At 43.8% G+C, this 15,928-nt stretch carries 12 protein-coding genes; 6 read left to right on the forward strand and 6 right to left on the reverse strand.

Features of this window, described 5'->3' with window-relative positions:
* Nucleotides 1–29: 29 nt before the first annotated feature.
* Both ACYVAA_RS07805 and ACYVAA_RS07810 read left to right on the forward strand, forming a co-directional pair.
* On the forward strand, nucleotides 30–911 hold the full coding sequence (locus tag ACYVAA_RS07805) for a YicC family protein (protein WP_460540221.1): 882 nt from the start codon (nucleotides 30–32) through the stop codon (nucleotides 909–911).
* Nucleotides 912–969: 58 nt separating this feature from the next.
* Entirely contained in the window at nucleotides 970–1,764 is a 795-nt protein-coding gene (locus tag ACYVAA_RS07810; protein ID WP_460540223.1) for a thymidylate synthase, read from the forward strand.
* Between the two features lie 103 nt (nucleotides 1,765–1,867).
* Here ACYVAA_RS07810 and ACYVAA_RS07815 read toward each other — a convergent pair whose 3' ends face one another.
* Nucleotides 1,868–2,683, reverse strand: a complete 816-nt coding sequence (locus tag ACYVAA_RS07815) for an aminotransferase class IV (RefSeq protein ID WP_460540225.1) — start codon at nucleotides 2,681–2,683, stop codon at nucleotides 1,868–1,870.
* A 168-nt stretch (nucleotides 2,684–2,851) separates the two neighbouring features.
* On the opposite strand from ACYVAA_RS07815, the gene sdaAB reads away from it, so the two are divergent.
* The 3 genes from sdaAB to ACYVAA_RS07830 are packed head-to-tail and all read left to right on the forward strand — an operon-like array spanning nucleotide 2,852 to nucleotide 6,200.
* Nucleotides 2,852–3,529 carry an L-serine ammonia-lyase, iron-sulfur-dependent subunit beta gene (gene sdaAB / locus ACYVAA_RS07820; protein WP_460540227.1) on the forward strand — a complete coding sequence of 226 codons (678 nt, stop codon included), beginning with the start codon at nucleotides 2,852–2,854 and terminating at the stop codon, nucleotides 3,527–3,529.
* Nucleotides 3,530–3,537: 8 nt separating this feature from the next.
* Nucleotides 3,538–4,884, forward strand: a complete 1,347-nt coding sequence (locus tag ACYVAA_RS07825; RefSeq protein ID WP_460540231.1) for a TolC family protein — start codon at nucleotides 3,538–3,540, stop codon at nucleotides 4,882–4,884.
* An 11-nt stretch (nucleotides 4,885–4,895) separates the two neighbouring features.
* A complete protein-coding gene (locus tag ACYVAA_RS07830; RefSeq protein ID WP_460540233.1) occupies nucleotides 4,896–6,200 on the forward strand; it encodes an efflux RND transporter periplasmic adaptor subunit in 1,305 nt (434 codons plus the stop codon).
* A gap of 213 nt (nucleotides 6,201–6,413) precedes the next feature.
* Here the strand turns inward: ACYVAA_RS07830 and ACYVAA_RS07835 are convergent, their stop codons facing one another.
* Complete coding sequence (locus tag ACYVAA_RS07835) at nucleotides 6,414–7,283, reverse strand: substrate-binding domain-containing protein (RefSeq protein WP_460540235.1); 870 nt, start codon at nucleotides 7,281–7,283, stop codon at nucleotides 6,414–6,416.
* Nucleotides 7,284–7,513: 230 nt separating this feature from the next.
* Nucleotides 7,514–7,951: a nucleoside deaminase gene (locus tag ACYVAA_RS07840; protein ID WP_460540236.1), complete on the reverse strand. Its 438-nt coding sequence runs from the start codon at nucleotides 7,949–7,951 to the stop codon at nucleotides 7,514–7,516.
* 282 nt (nucleotides 7,952–8,233) lie between these two features.
* Here ACYVAA_RS07840 and ACYVAA_RS07845 point away from each other — a divergent pair, with 282 nt between their 5' ends.
* Nucleotides 8,234–10,009, forward strand: a complete 1,776-nt coding sequence (locus tag ACYVAA_RS07845; RefSeq protein ID WP_460540238.1) for a sensor histidine kinase — start codon at nucleotides 8,234–8,236, stop codon at nucleotides 10,007–10,009.
* Between the two features lie 35 nt (nucleotides 10,010–10,044).
* Here the strand turns inward: ACYVAA_RS07845 and ACYVAA_RS07850 are convergent, their stop codons facing one another.
* The 3 genes from ACYVAA_RS07850 to ACYVAA_RS07860 form a co-directional block, all read right to left on the reverse strand.
* A complete protein-coding gene (locus ACYVAA_RS07850; RefSeq protein WP_460540244.1) occupies nucleotides 10,045–11,400 on the reverse strand; it encodes an MFS transporter in 1,356 nt (451 codons plus the stop codon).
* Nucleotides 11,401–11,478: 78 nt separating this feature from the next.
* Entirely contained in the window at nucleotides 11,479–13,902 is a 2,424-nt protein-coding gene (locus ACYVAA_RS07855; RefSeq protein ID WP_460540240.1) for a glycoside hydrolase family 31 protein, read from the reverse strand.
* Between the two features lie 591 nt (nucleotides 13,903–14,493).
* On the reverse strand, nucleotides 14,494–15,528 hold the full coding sequence (locus tag ACYVAA_RS07860) for a LacI family DNA-binding transcriptional regulator (RefSeq protein WP_460540242.1): 1,035 nt from the start codon (nucleotides 15,526–15,528) through the stop codon (nucleotides 14,494–14,496).
* Nucleotides 15,529–15,928 lie beyond the last annotated feature (400 nt).

The raw sequence follows: 15,928 nt of genomic DNA on the forward strand, positions 1-15,928 counted from the left end.
AATGAATCTTTATTGTTTATGTTTGCGGCATGATTAAATCCATGACGGGCTATGGTATAGCCAATTTTGAAAATGAGCGCTATATCATCAGCGCGGAAATCAAGACACTTAACTCAAAGTTTCTGGACCTTAACTTGAGAAGTCCCCGCCAGTTTTCCGATCGCGAAATAGAGCTTCGGGCCTTAGTGGGAGACATTCTTGACAGGGGGAAAGTTAATTTGAACATTGAGTTTACGGCCAAGTCCAGCAATGAGCTTCCGGTAAGTATAAATCAGGAGTTGTTTGAGACTTATTTTACTACCTACAAGGGAATGGCGGAGAAAGTGGGGGTGGACAGTAAGATGGATCTTTTCCGAATGGCCGCCCAATCCCCAAATGTGATGACTTCTCTTTCGGAGAAATCAGAAGATGAAGAGGAATGGGAAGCGGTCAAGAATGTGGTGGTGAAAGCCGCCAATATGTGTGATGACTTCAGGAAAGATGAAGGGGGAACACTTTTTGAAAAATTTAGGGAGAACCTTGCGGTCATCAGTGAGGGGCTGGAACAGATAAAAATTGAAGAGCCCAAGCGCAAGGAGCGCATTAAATCCCGCATCCGTAACAACTTCAAGGAATGGATGGAAGAAAATAATTTTGATGAAAATCGCTTCGAACAGGAACTGATCTACTATTTTGAGAAGTTGGATATTACGGAGGAAATCGTCAGATTGGGAACGCACCTACAATATTTTGATAAGACCATGTCGAATGGCAAAAGCCAGGGTAAAAAACTCGGTTTTATCGGGCAGGAAATAGGAAGGGAGATCAATACCATCGGCTCCAAAGCCAATGATGCCACGATACAGCGACATGTGATCATCATGAAGGATGAACTGGAAAAGATCAAAGAGCAGGTATTGAACATTATCTGACAGCCTCTAAAGGAGATAAGAGTATTTAACCCAGCTTCCCGGCATCAACACGCAAAGCATGAAACAATATCATCAACTACTTCAGCACATTCTTGACCATGGGGTCAAAAAAGGAGACAGAACCGGAACAGGTACATCAAGCGTATTTGGTTACCAAATGCGTTTTGACCTTCAGGAAGGCTTTCCATTAGTGACCACTAAGAAATGCCATCTCAAATCCATTATTCACGAATTGTTGTGGTTCTTGAAAGGTGACAGTAATATCAACTATTTAAAAGAGCATAAGGTAAGAATATGGGACGAATGGGCGGATGAAAACGGCGATTTGGGTCCTGTTTATGGCTACCAATGGCGTCACTGGCCGGATGGCAAAGGAGGGGAGATCGACCAAATCACCAATTTGATCCATCAGATAAAGAACAATCCCAATTCCAGAAGGCATTTGGTAAGTGCCTGGAACGTAGCGGACGTGGATAATATGGCCCTGCCTCCCTGTCATACCATGTTTCAGTTTTATGTAGCCGAAGGGAAGCTTTCCTGTCAACTCTACCAAAGAAGTGCGGATGTGTTCTTGGGAGTGCCTTTTAATATCGCCTCTTATGCCTTGTTTACGATGATGGTGGCCCAGGTCTGTGATCTGCAGCCGGGGGAGTTTATCCATACCTTTGGCGATGCCCACCTGTATTCTAACCATATCGAACAGGCCAAACTACAGCTTTCAAGGGATTGCAGGCCATTGCCGACGATGAAGATCAATCCTGAAGTAAAAGATATCTTTTCGTTTCAGTATGAGGATTTTGAACTGCTCAACTATAATCCCCATCCACATATCAAAGCACAGGTAGCAGTTTAGCCCTGCACTTGAGCAGAGGGTGAAATTTGCTCAGGTTACCATTATGATGGAATCATTTTAACTAAACCTTTCAGGTGGAGAAAAATGGGATTCTTTCTATTTATTACTGGAAAATAAGTTCAATCATGGGAATAGGAGTGGTGTCAAATCCTGTTTCCATGATTTTTTTTATATAGGCGATGCCGGTTACATTGGTGGTGAAGACCTGATCGGCATCCAAGAGGACATCGGTGGTGAATTCACCTTCTAGCACGGTAATTCCATTGGCCCTGAGGTGATCGATCAGCACTTTTCTTCCTACTCCTCCTATGCAGCTACAGCTAAGTGAAGGTGTATAATAGCGGTTGTTTTTAATCCAGAAGATATTGGCTGCCCCAGCCTCCGATACCATTGAGCGGTTATCCAACAGAATGACTTCGTCCATGCCTTTTTCTGAGCGCTCTATATTGGCCATGACATAGGGCAATGCATTGAGGGTTTTACAGTGGGACCAAGGACTTTGTGAAAGTTTTATTTCCCGACTGATATAGGCTTTTTCTTTGATTTTAGGGGGTGCTGCATGGGCTTGGATTAAGATGATTTCCTGGGCGTTATTGCTTACAGGGGTATACTTCCCCAAGCCTGAACGAAAAACATTCCATCGGATCCTTAGTGGCTGGATGTCAGAGAAATTTGTCTTTAAATAATTTTCCAATGCACCTATAGTGCTTATTCCTTGCGGGTTAATCTTGAGTTGTTTAAGGCCTTCCTGCAAACGCTGGTGGTGTTCATCAGCAAAACGGATTTTATTGTTCTGAAAAATCATCGTTTCAAACAGCCCGTCTCCAAAAAATGCCGCCCGGTTGGCATTTTCATGGCCGATCACCTCATAGCGGGATGGAGAGCCAGGTTTGATCAGGATGGAATTGAATTCGGACATATTGATGTTCGTTTTCGATGGTCAGCTGATGCTGGTTTTTTAAATTTTGGTGAATTTAAGGGAAATCCCATGGACTGTTCCTATGAATAGATGATTTAAAAGTATATTGAATGATATTTGGAACATAAATAGTAGATTAGCACATAATTGAAGTAACAAACCCCAAATATGACAAGAAAGAGTAGTGTTTTTGATATGATCGGGCCGGTTATGATCGGGCCTTCTTCTTCGCATACTGCTGGAGTGGTGCGGATAGCACGAGCAGCAATAAGGGTGCTTGGCGGTACTCCGGATGAAGTAATGATTACCTTTTACAATTCATTTGCCAGTACTTATGAGGGGCATGGCAGTGATAAGGCGATTATCGGGGGACTCTTGGATTTAAAAACCGATGATGTGAAGATCAAGCAGTCTTTTAAACTTGCGGAAGAAAAGGGTTTGGAGTATAGCTTTAAATCAATCGGTAATGCCTCGGTCTATCATCCCAACACCATAAAGCTAAACATGATACGTGGAGAAAGGAAAGTAGAGGTAATCGGTGAAAGTTTAGGAGGAGGACTTATCAATATCAAGTCAATAGATGGTTTCAGTGCCGATTTTTCTGCCCAGGAACATACATTGATCATCAAGGCTGATGACGTATCAGGAGCCATCGCATTTATCACCAGCATACTTGCCCAGGAGAAAGCCAATATTGCGACGATGTCCGTATCCCGTAAGGGGAAGCGGGAAATAGCCTGTCATGTAATTGAAATGGATTCAGGGCTTAATCCTATTACCATTAAATACTTAGAAAGTATCAGTTGGATTCACGAATTGATTTATATACCAGACATTGACCTTTAGACAAAAATATGATTAAAAGACTTTTTGCATCCACCACTTTGTCCTTGCTTTTTTTTACTGCCTTGCAGGCACAAAATGAGATGACTGCCCTTAGCTTGGAAGATTGCATAGAAATAGGCGTAGAAAACAACCTGGAGCTTCAGAAGAGTGTGCTCAATCAGGAAAACAACCGGACCAACCTGATGGAAGCCAGGGCACAGCGGCTTCCTTCGCTTTCTGCCTCCTCGGGCTACAGGTATAATTGGGGGCGTTCGATCAACCCGTATACCAATGTGGTGACCACCAACAGTTTTGGCAGTTCAAGCCTTAGCGGCAGTACCAGCCTGACCCTTTTTTCAGGAGGACAGGTTAATAATACCATTCATCAGGCGGTGGTGGATCTGGAAACAGGTGAACTTAATTTGTTGGCGACAAAAAATAACATCACCCTGAATATTGTCAATCTTTTTGTCAACGTGGTTTTTGCCCAGGAGCAGCTTAATGTGGCCAAGTCACAGCTTGAGGTGACCAGCCAGCAACTGGAAAGGACCAAAAAATTGGTGGAAGCGGGGGCACTTCCCTTGTCAGACGAACTTGATCTTCAGGCACAGAACGCCACCAGTCAAATGGAATTGACCAATGCCACCAATAATCTACGGTTGGCCAAACTGAATTTGGCGCAGGCCATTCAGGTTCCTTTTGATGGCGGGTTTGATATCGCTATTCCGGATTTAGAAGCGGAGGATTACATGCTGGTGGCCCAAGATGTCGATGAGGTGTTTTCGATTGCCTTATCCTTGATGCCTGAGATAGAAGCAGCAGAATTGGCGACAAAGAGTGCTGATTATGGCGTCAAAATTGCCAAAGGCGGTTACTATCCTTCCTTAGGCTTGGGAGCAAATATCGGCACAAACTATATTGATAATTTGACAGATCCCAGCGGGGATAAAATTTCCTTCAGCCGGCAGTTTGACGGAAACCTTTCCGAAGCCGTAGGGATCAATCTGAACATTCCCATTTTTTCCAATGGAAGAAACAAAGCTAATTTGCAAAGGGCGCGGGTGCAGAAACGTCTGAGTGAAGTACGGGAAAAGGAGGCAAGGAACCAGCTTCGTCAGGACATCGAAACCGCCTATACCAATGGAATTGCGGCAAAGCAGTCTTATGAATCTTCCAACGTGAGGGTTTCTTCTTTGGAGGAGGCTTTCAGGATGGCGCAAAAGCGTTTTGAAGTCGGGATGATCAATGCAGTGGATTTTCAGGTGGCACAGAACAACCTTTTCAATGCCCAAGCAGACCTGCTCCAGGCAAAATACGAATATATCTTTAGTGTCAAAGTATTGGATTTCTATGTCGGGAATCCCTTAACGCTTTAATAGTGAGAGTTATGGCTAAAAAGAAATCAAATAAGCTTATTTATATTTTAGTCGGAGTTCTGGCCGGCTTGGTAGTCCTTATGCTTATCGGCAAGGCAGCCGGTTGGGTAGGTGGTCCCAGTGAAATAGAGGTGGAAACAACCGAAGCCGCCAAAAAGACCATTGTGGAAAAGGTCAGTGCTTCCGGAGTGATAGAACCTGAAACCGAGGTCAAGTTAAGCCCTGATGTGGCAGGGGAGATCATTGAACTCAATGTAAATGAAGGTGATTCTGTAAAGCAAAACGATCTGTTGGTGAAGATCAGACCGGATAACTTTATTTCCGTTTTGGACAGGAATAAGGCCAACCTCAATCAGCAAAGAGCCAATTTGGCGCAATCAGAAGCATCACTGAAGCGGTCGCAGGCCCAGTTTGAGCGGTCGAAACTGGAATTTGATAGAAATAAAAGCCTATACGAAAGTAAGGTCATCTCTGATGCGGAATTTGAGCAGGCGAAGGCCGATTTTATCTCTGCTGAAAATGACCTTGCAGCTGCCAAGCAATCCGTTCAGGCAGCCCAGTATATTGTGAAAAGTGCCCAAGCCAGCGTCAATGAAGCCAGTGAAAACCTTAGCCTGACCAATGTTTTTGCTCCCATGACGGGGATCGTTTCCAAGCTTTTGGTGGAAAAAGGTGAAAGGGTAGTGGGGACCCAGCAAATGGCAGGAACGGAAATGCTGAGGATTGCGGATCTAAGTAAAATGGAAGTAAGGGTGGATGTCAACGAAAATGATATTGTTCGCCTCTCTCTTGGTGATACCACCATCGTCGACGTGGATGCTTATGCACATACAGGAGAAACGTTTACCGGTGTGGTGACCTCCATAGCCAATTCCGCCAACGAAAAGGCCAGTCAGGATGCTGTTACTGAGTTTGAGGTGAAAATCCGGATTTTAAATGAGTCCTACAAGGGATTGGTTACCAGTGAAAACCGGTTCCCATTCAGGCCGGGGATGACTGCCAGTGTGGAAATTATAACCGATAAAAAAGTAAATGTGCTTTCAGTTCCATTGGCCGCAGTCACCACTAGAGAGGATATGCGTGTGGACTCGACCGATAAGTCCAGTGATTTACAGGAGCTGGTGTTTAAAGTGGAAAATAGCAGGGCAGGGATTCATCAGGTGAAAACCGGGATTTCCGATTTTGAAAACATTGAAATCATTGAGGGGTTAAAAGAGGGTGAAAAAATTGTATCAGGGCCCTATCATATTGTCAGTAAAAACTTAAAAGACCAGGATCTGATCAAAGAGAGCAGCGAAGGAAAGAATAATAAATAGGGATTCCTCCTCAGCAGTTTTGCCTGAAATTGCCATCATCTCTGGGTGAGGGCTCATGCTCCCACCACACAAGGACCGGCTAAGCTTGCAAAGGCCAATGACATGCAAAGGAAATTAAAAAGCCCCGAAAATAACGGGGCTTTTTAATGCAATCCCAAGCCTTGAGTGGCTCCAGGCAAGCTCGGAACGATTTTGGAACTTCAACTGAGCTTACTAGTATAAATTGACGAAATTCTCAGCAACCAAGTCACTGATGGGGATTTTTTTATCGATCAACGCTAATTGCGATAAAATATCCAAGGTTTTTTCCAGGGTGTCTTCCTTTAGCTGGTTGTTTGTTGCCCATTCTGTTTGACTTAACCAAGCTTTTATATCTGCTTCCTGAATACCATAAGCTTGACTCAAAATACCACTTAAGTTGTCCAGCAGCCGGATTTTTGATGTTTTTTGGTAAAGCGCTCGTTGTATTGCCTGAAGTTTTTCAGGATGCTCTTTGAGCAATTCCTCATGGGCTACGATCACAAAACAAGGCCAGGGAGTAGGGATTTCTCCGACCCTTCGGAAAACACCTTGATCTACAAGTGGTTTGGTGGTATATTTTTCCCACAGAAAGGCTTTGGGCTGCTGGTCTTCAAAAGCTTCGCGTGCACCATCCATATTCCCTACAACTTCGAACTGTAATCTATCCGTTTTCCAGTTGTTTTGCTTAGCGAGTAGGAAAGCCATCAGGTGCGAACCTGAACCGTACCTGCTGATCAAAAATGGAGCCTTTTCCAGGTCTTTGACGCTTACGACCTTCGAATCTGCTGGCACATGTATTCCCCAAGTCAAGGGAGATAGTACATGGTACCCAAGGATCTTACCAGGGTTTCCTTCAGTTTTATCCTTGATGAAACTTTCGGTAAGGAGTATGGCGATATCGGCTTTTTTTTCTCTCAGTGCTTTATTCATCGCTCCAGAGCCCCTTGATTCATCTTGCCAGTTTAATAGAATTCCCTGTTCTTTTAAGGGCTGTTCGTCCGCAAGCCTAATCCAGGGATAGTTGAAGTGTTCGGGTACACCGATGATGTTGATCGTTTTCATGTCTCAAAGATATGTTCCGTCCTTTGATTCAGGAAATAGAATAAAGGCTTATTGATCATATAAACCTGAAAAAATGCCAATTGGATAGGAAGGTATAAGCATTAAGCCTATAGGCCCTTTCTAAGTCATAGACGGTATATCATTAAAAAAAATGGTTGATCTCATACTGGTTCCAGTATTCATTTAGATGATAAATGGCCGTGAGGCTGAATTATTCATCATCCTTTCCTTTAAACCCCTATATCCTCATTCCAGAGCTCAGGGTTGTTGTCTATAAAGGTTTTCATGAGTTGTTTGCATTGGGGATTATCCGCAACAATGACTTCTACTCCCCTGGACCGTAGAAGTTCTTCTTCTCCCATGAATGTTTGGTTTTCGCCGATGATGACTTTAGGGATTCCATAGAGCAAAATGGTTCCTGAGCACATGGGACAAGGGGAAAGGGTAGTATAGAGCACGGAATTTTGATATACTATGGCAGGTAGCCTTCCTGCGTTTTCCAAGGCGTCCATTTCACCATGTAGGATGACACTTCCTTTTTGTACCCTTCGGTTGTGTCCCTGGCCCAGGATCTTTCCGTTGTGGACCAGTACTGATCCTATAGGAATACCGCCTTCCTGCAATCCTTTTTGGGCTTCTTCTATTGCTGCCTGTAAAAACTTATCCATTGAGATTATCCGTTTTGTTGAAGCATTGGACATGACTGGGACTAAATTTATGAAGATTTATTTACTGTCCAAAGTGGCGTTACCTTACCTAGCGCGATTAATCTTTCTGTAGAAAATTTATGGCTAATATTTAGATGTAAATGACATTCCTAGCGATTTAAAAGTAATCTATAACTAAAATAAAACAGTTCATATTGTCGATTTTTTTGAAATAAATAGTGATATTAGCTAGTTATATAGTAAAAAAGCCTAATTGATCGCCGTATAGCGGGATAAGAATTTATGGATTTTACACTGGGTATTTATTCTATTTCCTTATTGATTTTTGCAGTGTTCACCGTGTTGGCCGCATTACTTTTGTTTATGCGGTTGAGCAAAGATGTCCAATGGTTTGGCGCGATGATGATTGCAGTGTCGATATGGGCAGCCAGTGACGGAATTATGGTCGCTACAGATGATTTGGAGAAAATGTTGTTTGTAGTGAATTTTGAATATGTTGGGATAGCTTTGGTCCCCGTATTTTGGCTGCTATTTACGTTGAGGTTTGTGGGGTATGATCAATGGCTTACCCCTAAGTGGATTGCTATACAGTTTGTTTTTCCTGTCCTTACTTTACTGATGGTATGGACCAACTCCTACCATCATTTACATTATAGGGATGCCCAAATCCTGCCAATGGGGGATTTGTATGGTTTGATCACTTCTAAAGGCCCATGGTACCTTATCCATACCAGTTATTTCTATGGTGCCATTACGTTTGGGGTGGTTCTTCTGATCCGTCGCTACCTGAAAACGGAAGGGATTTACAGGAAACAAACGGTGATCATACTGTTGGGAACCTTGATCCCTTGGATCGCTAACATTCTTGTGGTCTTTCAGGTGGGGCCTTTTAATGGCCTTGATCCCACACCTCATGCTTTCATGATGACATGCCTGATTGTGGTATTCGGATTTGTGGAATTGCGGTTGTTTGATGTCAAGCCCATTGCCAGGAACAAGGTGATAGACTCCATGCGCAACGGAATGATGGTAGTGGATGGAGAAGAAAGGGTGGTGGATATAAACCCCTATTTTTTGGATTTGTTGGGGATGAGTTTGGCGCAGGTTACCGGTGCTCGATTAGGAGACTTAGGCTGTTTTGGAGATGAATGGAAGGAGATATTGAAAAGCGATAAAGAAGAACATCTGGGTATGATCCTTCATGTGGGGGGAGAAGACAAGCATTTTGAAGTAAACTGTAAGTTTATAAATGGAGGGTCAAAAAGATACGATGGCAGGCTGCTGATGTTCAGGGATATCAGCCAGTTTGTCAAAGACCAAAAACGGTTGGAAGCCCAAGCCAAGGAGCTTACAAAGCTCAATACTACAAAAGACCGGTTACTTTCGATCATTTCCCACGATATTAAAGCTCCCCTGAACTCCCTGACACAGTTTTTAAATATGGCGGGTTCGGGAATGTTAACAGACAAGGAGATAAAGTCCATGTTGCCAGTCTTTGAGCAAAATTTAAAGCATGTTTCAGGATTCATGGAAAACTTGCTGGTATGGGCAAAAAGCCAGTTGCACGGAGAAAATGTGGACCGGGTAGAGTTTGACCTGATAAGGGAAATTGAGGATTGCATAGGCCTTTTTAAGTCGAGCTTGGATGAAAAGGGGATTATTTTAATGATCAACAAGGAAGGAAGCAGCCTCGTATATGCAGACTTGAATATGATCAGTTTGGTAATTCGAAACCTGATCAGCAATGCCATAAAATTTTGTCAGACAGGAGATCAAATCACGATAACGGTAAGACATCTATCCGACGAAGTGGAAGTAAGGGTAAAAGATTCTGGGGTTGGCATCGAGGAGAAAAATTTTAAACGAATTTTTTCAAATGAATCTTTCACTACCTACGGTACCCAAAAGGAAAGAGGTACAGGTCTTGGTTTGATGCTTTGTAAAGATTTTGTAGAAAAGAACGGAGGCAAAATCTGGGTGGAAAGTGAAGTAGGAGAAGGTGCTAAGTTTTTCTTTACGGTGCCCTCAGCCATGGCTCAAGCCGAAAGATGCAATTAGCAAGCTACCCCACGACGGATGCCTAGCAGGGGCATTTAGCCCACTGCTATATCATCCTTGTCCTCTACAAAGAAAGTACAGAAAGCAGCCAGGATCAAAATCAATCCAGCGGTGAAAATGGCGTAAACCGCTTCTCCGCCATAGAGATTTTTGACGATAAATCCACCCACAAAACCGTTGAAAATCTGTGGGGCGGTAATGAAGAAATTGAAGATGCCCATATAGACGCCCATTTTATGGGCTGGAATGGAGCCTGCAAGTATGGCATAGGGCATGGCCAAAATACTGGCCCAGGCAATGCCAACACCCACCATGGAAAAATTAAGTATCCATTTCATCTCAGGGCTGCTGACCCATAAAAAGGAAGCCAGGCCTATTCCTCCAGCTGTAAGACAAAGAGCATGGGTCATTTTTCGCCCAATCTTAGCCGCTATCACCGGGAGGCTCATGGCAAATACCGCAGAGACCAAATTATAGACTCCAAATATGACCCCAACATAGTTTCCTGCCTCGTTGAATGCCAAGGAAGACCTGTCTTCGGCGGGCAATCCCCAAACATGCTGGGCTAGGGCAGGGGTAGTGAACACCCACATGGAGAACAGGGCAAACCAAGAAAAGAACTGTACCAAACCTAACTGTCGCATGGTTTTGGGCATGTTCATAAAGTCGGTGAAAATGGCCGAAAGCCCCTTGGCTTTTTCTGCATTGATACCCTCAGAGAGACTTTCGTTTTCTTCAGGGGGATATTCCGTGGTCCTTAGTACCGTCCAAAGGATGGAGGTGACCAAAACGGAGGCACCTATAAAGAAAGCCCAAACAACGTTTTCCGGAACAATCCCTTCATTGGCAGTGGTAGAGACATCAAACCATTCGGTAAGCACATAAGGAAGCCAAGATCCGATTACCGCACCAAGGCCGATCAAAAGTGTCTGCACTGCAAATCCCAAGGTACGCTGATCGGTGGGGAGCTTGTCCGCTACCAGCGCCCTGAAGGGTTCCATGGCAATATTGAAGGAAGCATCCATCACCATAAGAAATCCTGCCCCCACCCAAAGTGCAGGCAGAAAGGCGACAAATAAGGAGGCATTGGGCATCAGAATAAGCCCTATAGCCGCTAAGATGGCACCTGCTAAAAAGTAAGGACGCCGTCTACCCAGCCTGGTCCAGGTCCGGTCGCTGTAGTGACCAATAATGGGCTGGACGATCATTCCAGTGATGGGCGCTACCAGCCAAAAAAGGGAAAGGTGCTCCACGTCCGCACCAAAAGTTTGGAGTATCCTGCTGGCATTGGCGTTCTGTAGGGCAAAGCCCATCTGTATGCCCAAAAAGCCGAAGCTCATGTTCCATATTTGCCAAAAGCTTAATCTTTTCTTTTCTATTTTGGGTTGCATTGTCTTCATAGAAGGTTATAAAAAAGCCACCTGAATGGATTCATTTGGGTGGCATTATCATCAGAATTTAGTCTCGCACTAGTTAAAAATAAGCTTTATTTCCTCATTTTTATTATCGATCCTCACAAATGGTAAAAGGGGAGTTTGATGGAAAGGCAGGCTGTTATCCGGTAGAGGGTCAAAATCAGTGAGTTGGTTCAAGAAGGCCACTGATTTTTTTTCAATTTTCACATCTACACCATTGGCCAGTACTTTATTCACCTTAAAACCGTGGAAGATGATTTCAATGGTTTCGAAAGTGCTGGAGAAGTTTCCGGTCACTTCAGAAAGGTGAAGTGATTGCTGTTGACTGTCCAAGGTGATTTCCCTTTGGTAATAGTTGCCATACCGGTAAGCATTGGAAATACCGTCGTCTTCATAATGCAGGTAGCTGTTTGTTCCGCTTCCTTTATAAATATGGAGCCGAAGCAATCCATCATGCTTTTCGGAGGTATGTTGTACGGGAGATTGCATGGGAATGATGCTTCCTCCTTTTACCATCACCGGCAGGTAATTGATGGGACTGTCAAGATAGATTTCTTGGTTTCCGGCATAGGGTTTATCTGTATAGAAATAATACCAGTTGCCTTCCGGTAAATAGGCTTTGGTGATTTCCTTGTAGCTTTCCACAGGGATGACCAGAAAACTTTCACAAAAGAGGTATTCGTTTTGGAACCTACCATCAAAGATGTTTTCGTCAAAGGTGTGATCGATGGCCAAGCTTTTGGTCAATGGGATTCCATTCTGGCTACTTTTGTAAAAACCGGCATAGATCATTGGCAGCAGTTGATACCGTAATTTTACATAGTTTCTGGATATTTCTTCCACTTCTTCTCCAAATGCCCAGGGCTCTGCAGCATTGCTGTTGATCATGGAATGGGCCCTGTAAAGGGGAGAAAATGCAGCGATGCTCATCCATCTGGCAAAAAGTGATTTGCTGGCTTCCCCGCAAAATCCACCTACATCATAACCCGCAAATGCCACTCCGCTTAACCCCAAACTGTTGACCAAGCGGATTCCGGCCATCATGTGTTCCTCACTGGCCACATTGTCTCCGGTCCAGGCCGCTGCAAATCGCTGGATTCCCGAAAAACCGGCACGTGTCAGGATAAAGGGTCTTTCCTGTCCCTGAAGGAAGGCGCCTTCCTGTGCTGCCCTGGCCATCTGCATGCCGTAAATGTTGCGGGCTTTGCGGTGGCTTACTTTTTCTCCTTCGTAATCAAAATTGATCAGGTTGGGGGTGTGCTGACCCCAAGATGCCGGCTCGTTCATGTCTGTCCAGAAGCCATCGACTCCGGCATCGGTATAAAAGGCCATCTTTTCCGCCCACCAAGCCCTGGTCCGGGCATCAGTGAAGTCAGGGAAGGCACACCAGCCGGGCCATACCTGGCCTTCATAAATTTCCCCGTCAGGATAGCGGAGGAAGAGGTCCTTCTCAAAACCCTCTTGATAGGGTGAGTAGCTTTCTTCCACCTTGATGCCAGGGTCCATTATGACCACTACTTTGAAGCCTTTTTCCTTGAGACTTTTGATCATGGATTTTGCATCAGGGAATTTTTCCCCATCGAAGGTGAAAACCTTATAACGCTCCATATGATGGATATCCAAGTAGATCACGTCTGCAGGTATGTCCTTGTCACGGAAGGTTCTGGCCAAGGTCTGTACTTCATTTTCCGGATAGTAGGAGTAACGGCATTGCTGATAGCCCAAGGCCCATAAGGGAGGTATTTGTAATCTTCCTGTGAGGGAAGCATAGGAGGAGATGATGTTTTCTACCTTGTCTCCTTGGAAGAAATAGTAATCCAAGTCGCCGTCTTCGGCGGAGAAATAGCTGAAGCGCCGGTTGGAAGCCCCAAAGTTAAACACAGACTTATGGGTGTTGTCCATAAAGATCCCATAAGCTTGGGTATGATGAACACCAATATAGAAGGGAATGGACATGTACAAGGGGTCATCATTCACTCCATAGGCAAAATAGTCCGTGTTCCAGTTGGTGAATGCCTGCCCAGCCCTGTTCAATCCACCGGTCTTTTCGCCCAGGCCAATAAACTTTTCGCCTTTTTGGAGTTTTTTATAATTGGTGACCTCCGTCCCCAGCCAAGAAACACCAAAGGCAGGGTCATCTTGGTTGAGCAAGTGGTCATTGCGGTCATAAAAGCTGATGGCCCATTCTTTTTTGGCAATAGTTAGCTTGATTTTAGGGGTTTGGAAATAGATGAAATCATCGTCTTCCTCTGCCAGGCCGTTGGAGTCTATAGGTTTACTGACAACACTATAAGGATTAGGAGAAGAGAATTCTCCCCGTCCAATCCTTATTCTTAGGATGTCGTCAGCGTAAGTGCTGATTTCAAATCGGGCATTGTTCGTATGACCTGAGATGCCGAACGCCGTTTTTTCCCACGAAACGATCTTTCCAGCTGACACGTTTTGAGCACGGGTTACCGAAGTTGCTACAGTAGTCATTGGGCTAATTTTAATAAGTTATCAATATGCGTTAAAAGAGCTGCCCTCCCCGCGGGTGCCCATAGGCTTGCGGAGGTAGGATTGGGAAGGAGCTAAACACCTGCTGAATATTAGGCGCTGGTGACGGACAGCATGCATATAATGACAGGTTATGTAGGGCTAAGTTATTAAAGGAAATTTGAAGTTAAAAATTTAGAAACCAATCGAATACCTTTTAAAAGGGTCGTTTTGCGGCTATATGGGCGCAAAATCCAAAGGGAAGACCTTATTCAATCGTGTGCATAAAAAATAAAAAAAAAGTAAAAAAAAAACTAATGAATGGTAGTGTGTGGTTCAATGGTTGCACCGAATTATAATCATAAATTAAAAAAAACTAAATGGTTTCCCGCTGATATCACCGATCAGCGCAGATGCTTTTTTCAATTGTTGTAGGCAGTTATCTCCCCTTGACATTGGGCGAAAAATGGTTGGTGGCCAGTGATCAGTTCATCAATCCAATAATTGACCCAGGTATTGGGGATGATTGTAATATAAGTCCGTACGTTCTATATAGTGTTTGTAATAGGTGTTATACGAATACATATACGAAAGCTATTCCTTTTTTAAGGAAGACTTTCTGATAACAAGTCCGGTGTCCAAAACCTCATTTCTGGGCTTGAATGCATCTTCTGTTCTGTTGTCAATCATATCCAGCAAAAGTTGGGTGGCTTTTTCTCCCATATTGAAACCGGGCTGTGTCACTGAAGATAAGGGAGGGTCAATCATGGACGAAAACTGCCAGTTGCTGAAGCCTACCGCACCAAATTCTTCGGGCAGTTTTAATCCCGCAGCCTTTGCGGCCTGCAAGGCTCCTGCAGCAGCCACATCATTGGCTGCGAAAACCGCGTCTGGCCTAAGGTCAGATTGGTCAAAGAGCTTTTGGCAGATCTCCTTACTTTCGTCTGAGGTACCTTTGGGGCATGGGATGATCCATTCTTCCCTGATAGGAATATTGGCCTCTGCCAGTGCTTTGAGATAGCCTTCTTTTCTGTCCTTGCTAATTTTCAGGTTTTCGGGTCCGGCAAGATGCACAATGCGTGAATAGCCTTGTCCTATAAGATGCTTAACGGCATTATAAGCTCCCGAAAAATCGTCGACGGTGACATTGACCGTATCTTTCAGATCTGGTAACCGATCAAAAAAGACAATGGGATAGTTATAATCCATCAGTTTTTTGAAGTGGTCAAAATTGGTGGTCTCTTTGGAATAACTGACCAATAAACCATCAATTTGGTTGGTGATCATGGTTTCCACTGCAGCCACCTCACGGTCCAGGCTTTCATTGGTCTGAAGGAGAATCACATTATAGCCATTTGCATAAGCGACTTCTTCTATTCCACTGATCACAGTACTGAAAAAAAAGTGTACTACTTCAGGGATGATCACTCCTATGGTGAAAGATTTACTTTTTCGGAGACTTAGGGCTACCGCATTGGGACGGTAATTCAGTTTTTTGGCAAGCTCTTTTACCTTCGCCTTGGTTTCTTCACTGATTCCCGGATAATCTTTCAGGGCCCGGGAGACCGTGGAGGAGGAAATGTTGAGTGCTTTGGCGAGATCTTTTATCGTGGCTTGTCCTAGTTTCATGATTTAATTAGACTTTTCTAAGATTCTAATATACTGCTTTAGCTCAATAATAAAACTACTACGGATTTAACCGAAAGTCAAAGAACTGTTCGGTTTTGGATAAAATTGAATTTTTTTGGGCGAAAAATTTAATCCCTATGAAAACGTTTGCGGTGACGTTTGCACTCAAAATATATTATTTTTTTCAAGCTAAAAACTTGCTCATATGGCTTGTATTGCCTAATATTTGATTACGAACACGGGAGAAAGCTCAATAATAGCCAATTTTATTATTCTGTAATATTCCGGGTTTATTACAGTAAATATAATTATTCTAATAATTTATTTACATGTAGAAAAATATAACAATTCATCCAAAACAAACCATTATGCGAAAAATTTATACCGTCTTAACAGTAGC

It is taken from the genome of Echinicola sediminis (genome assembly GCF_054777495.1).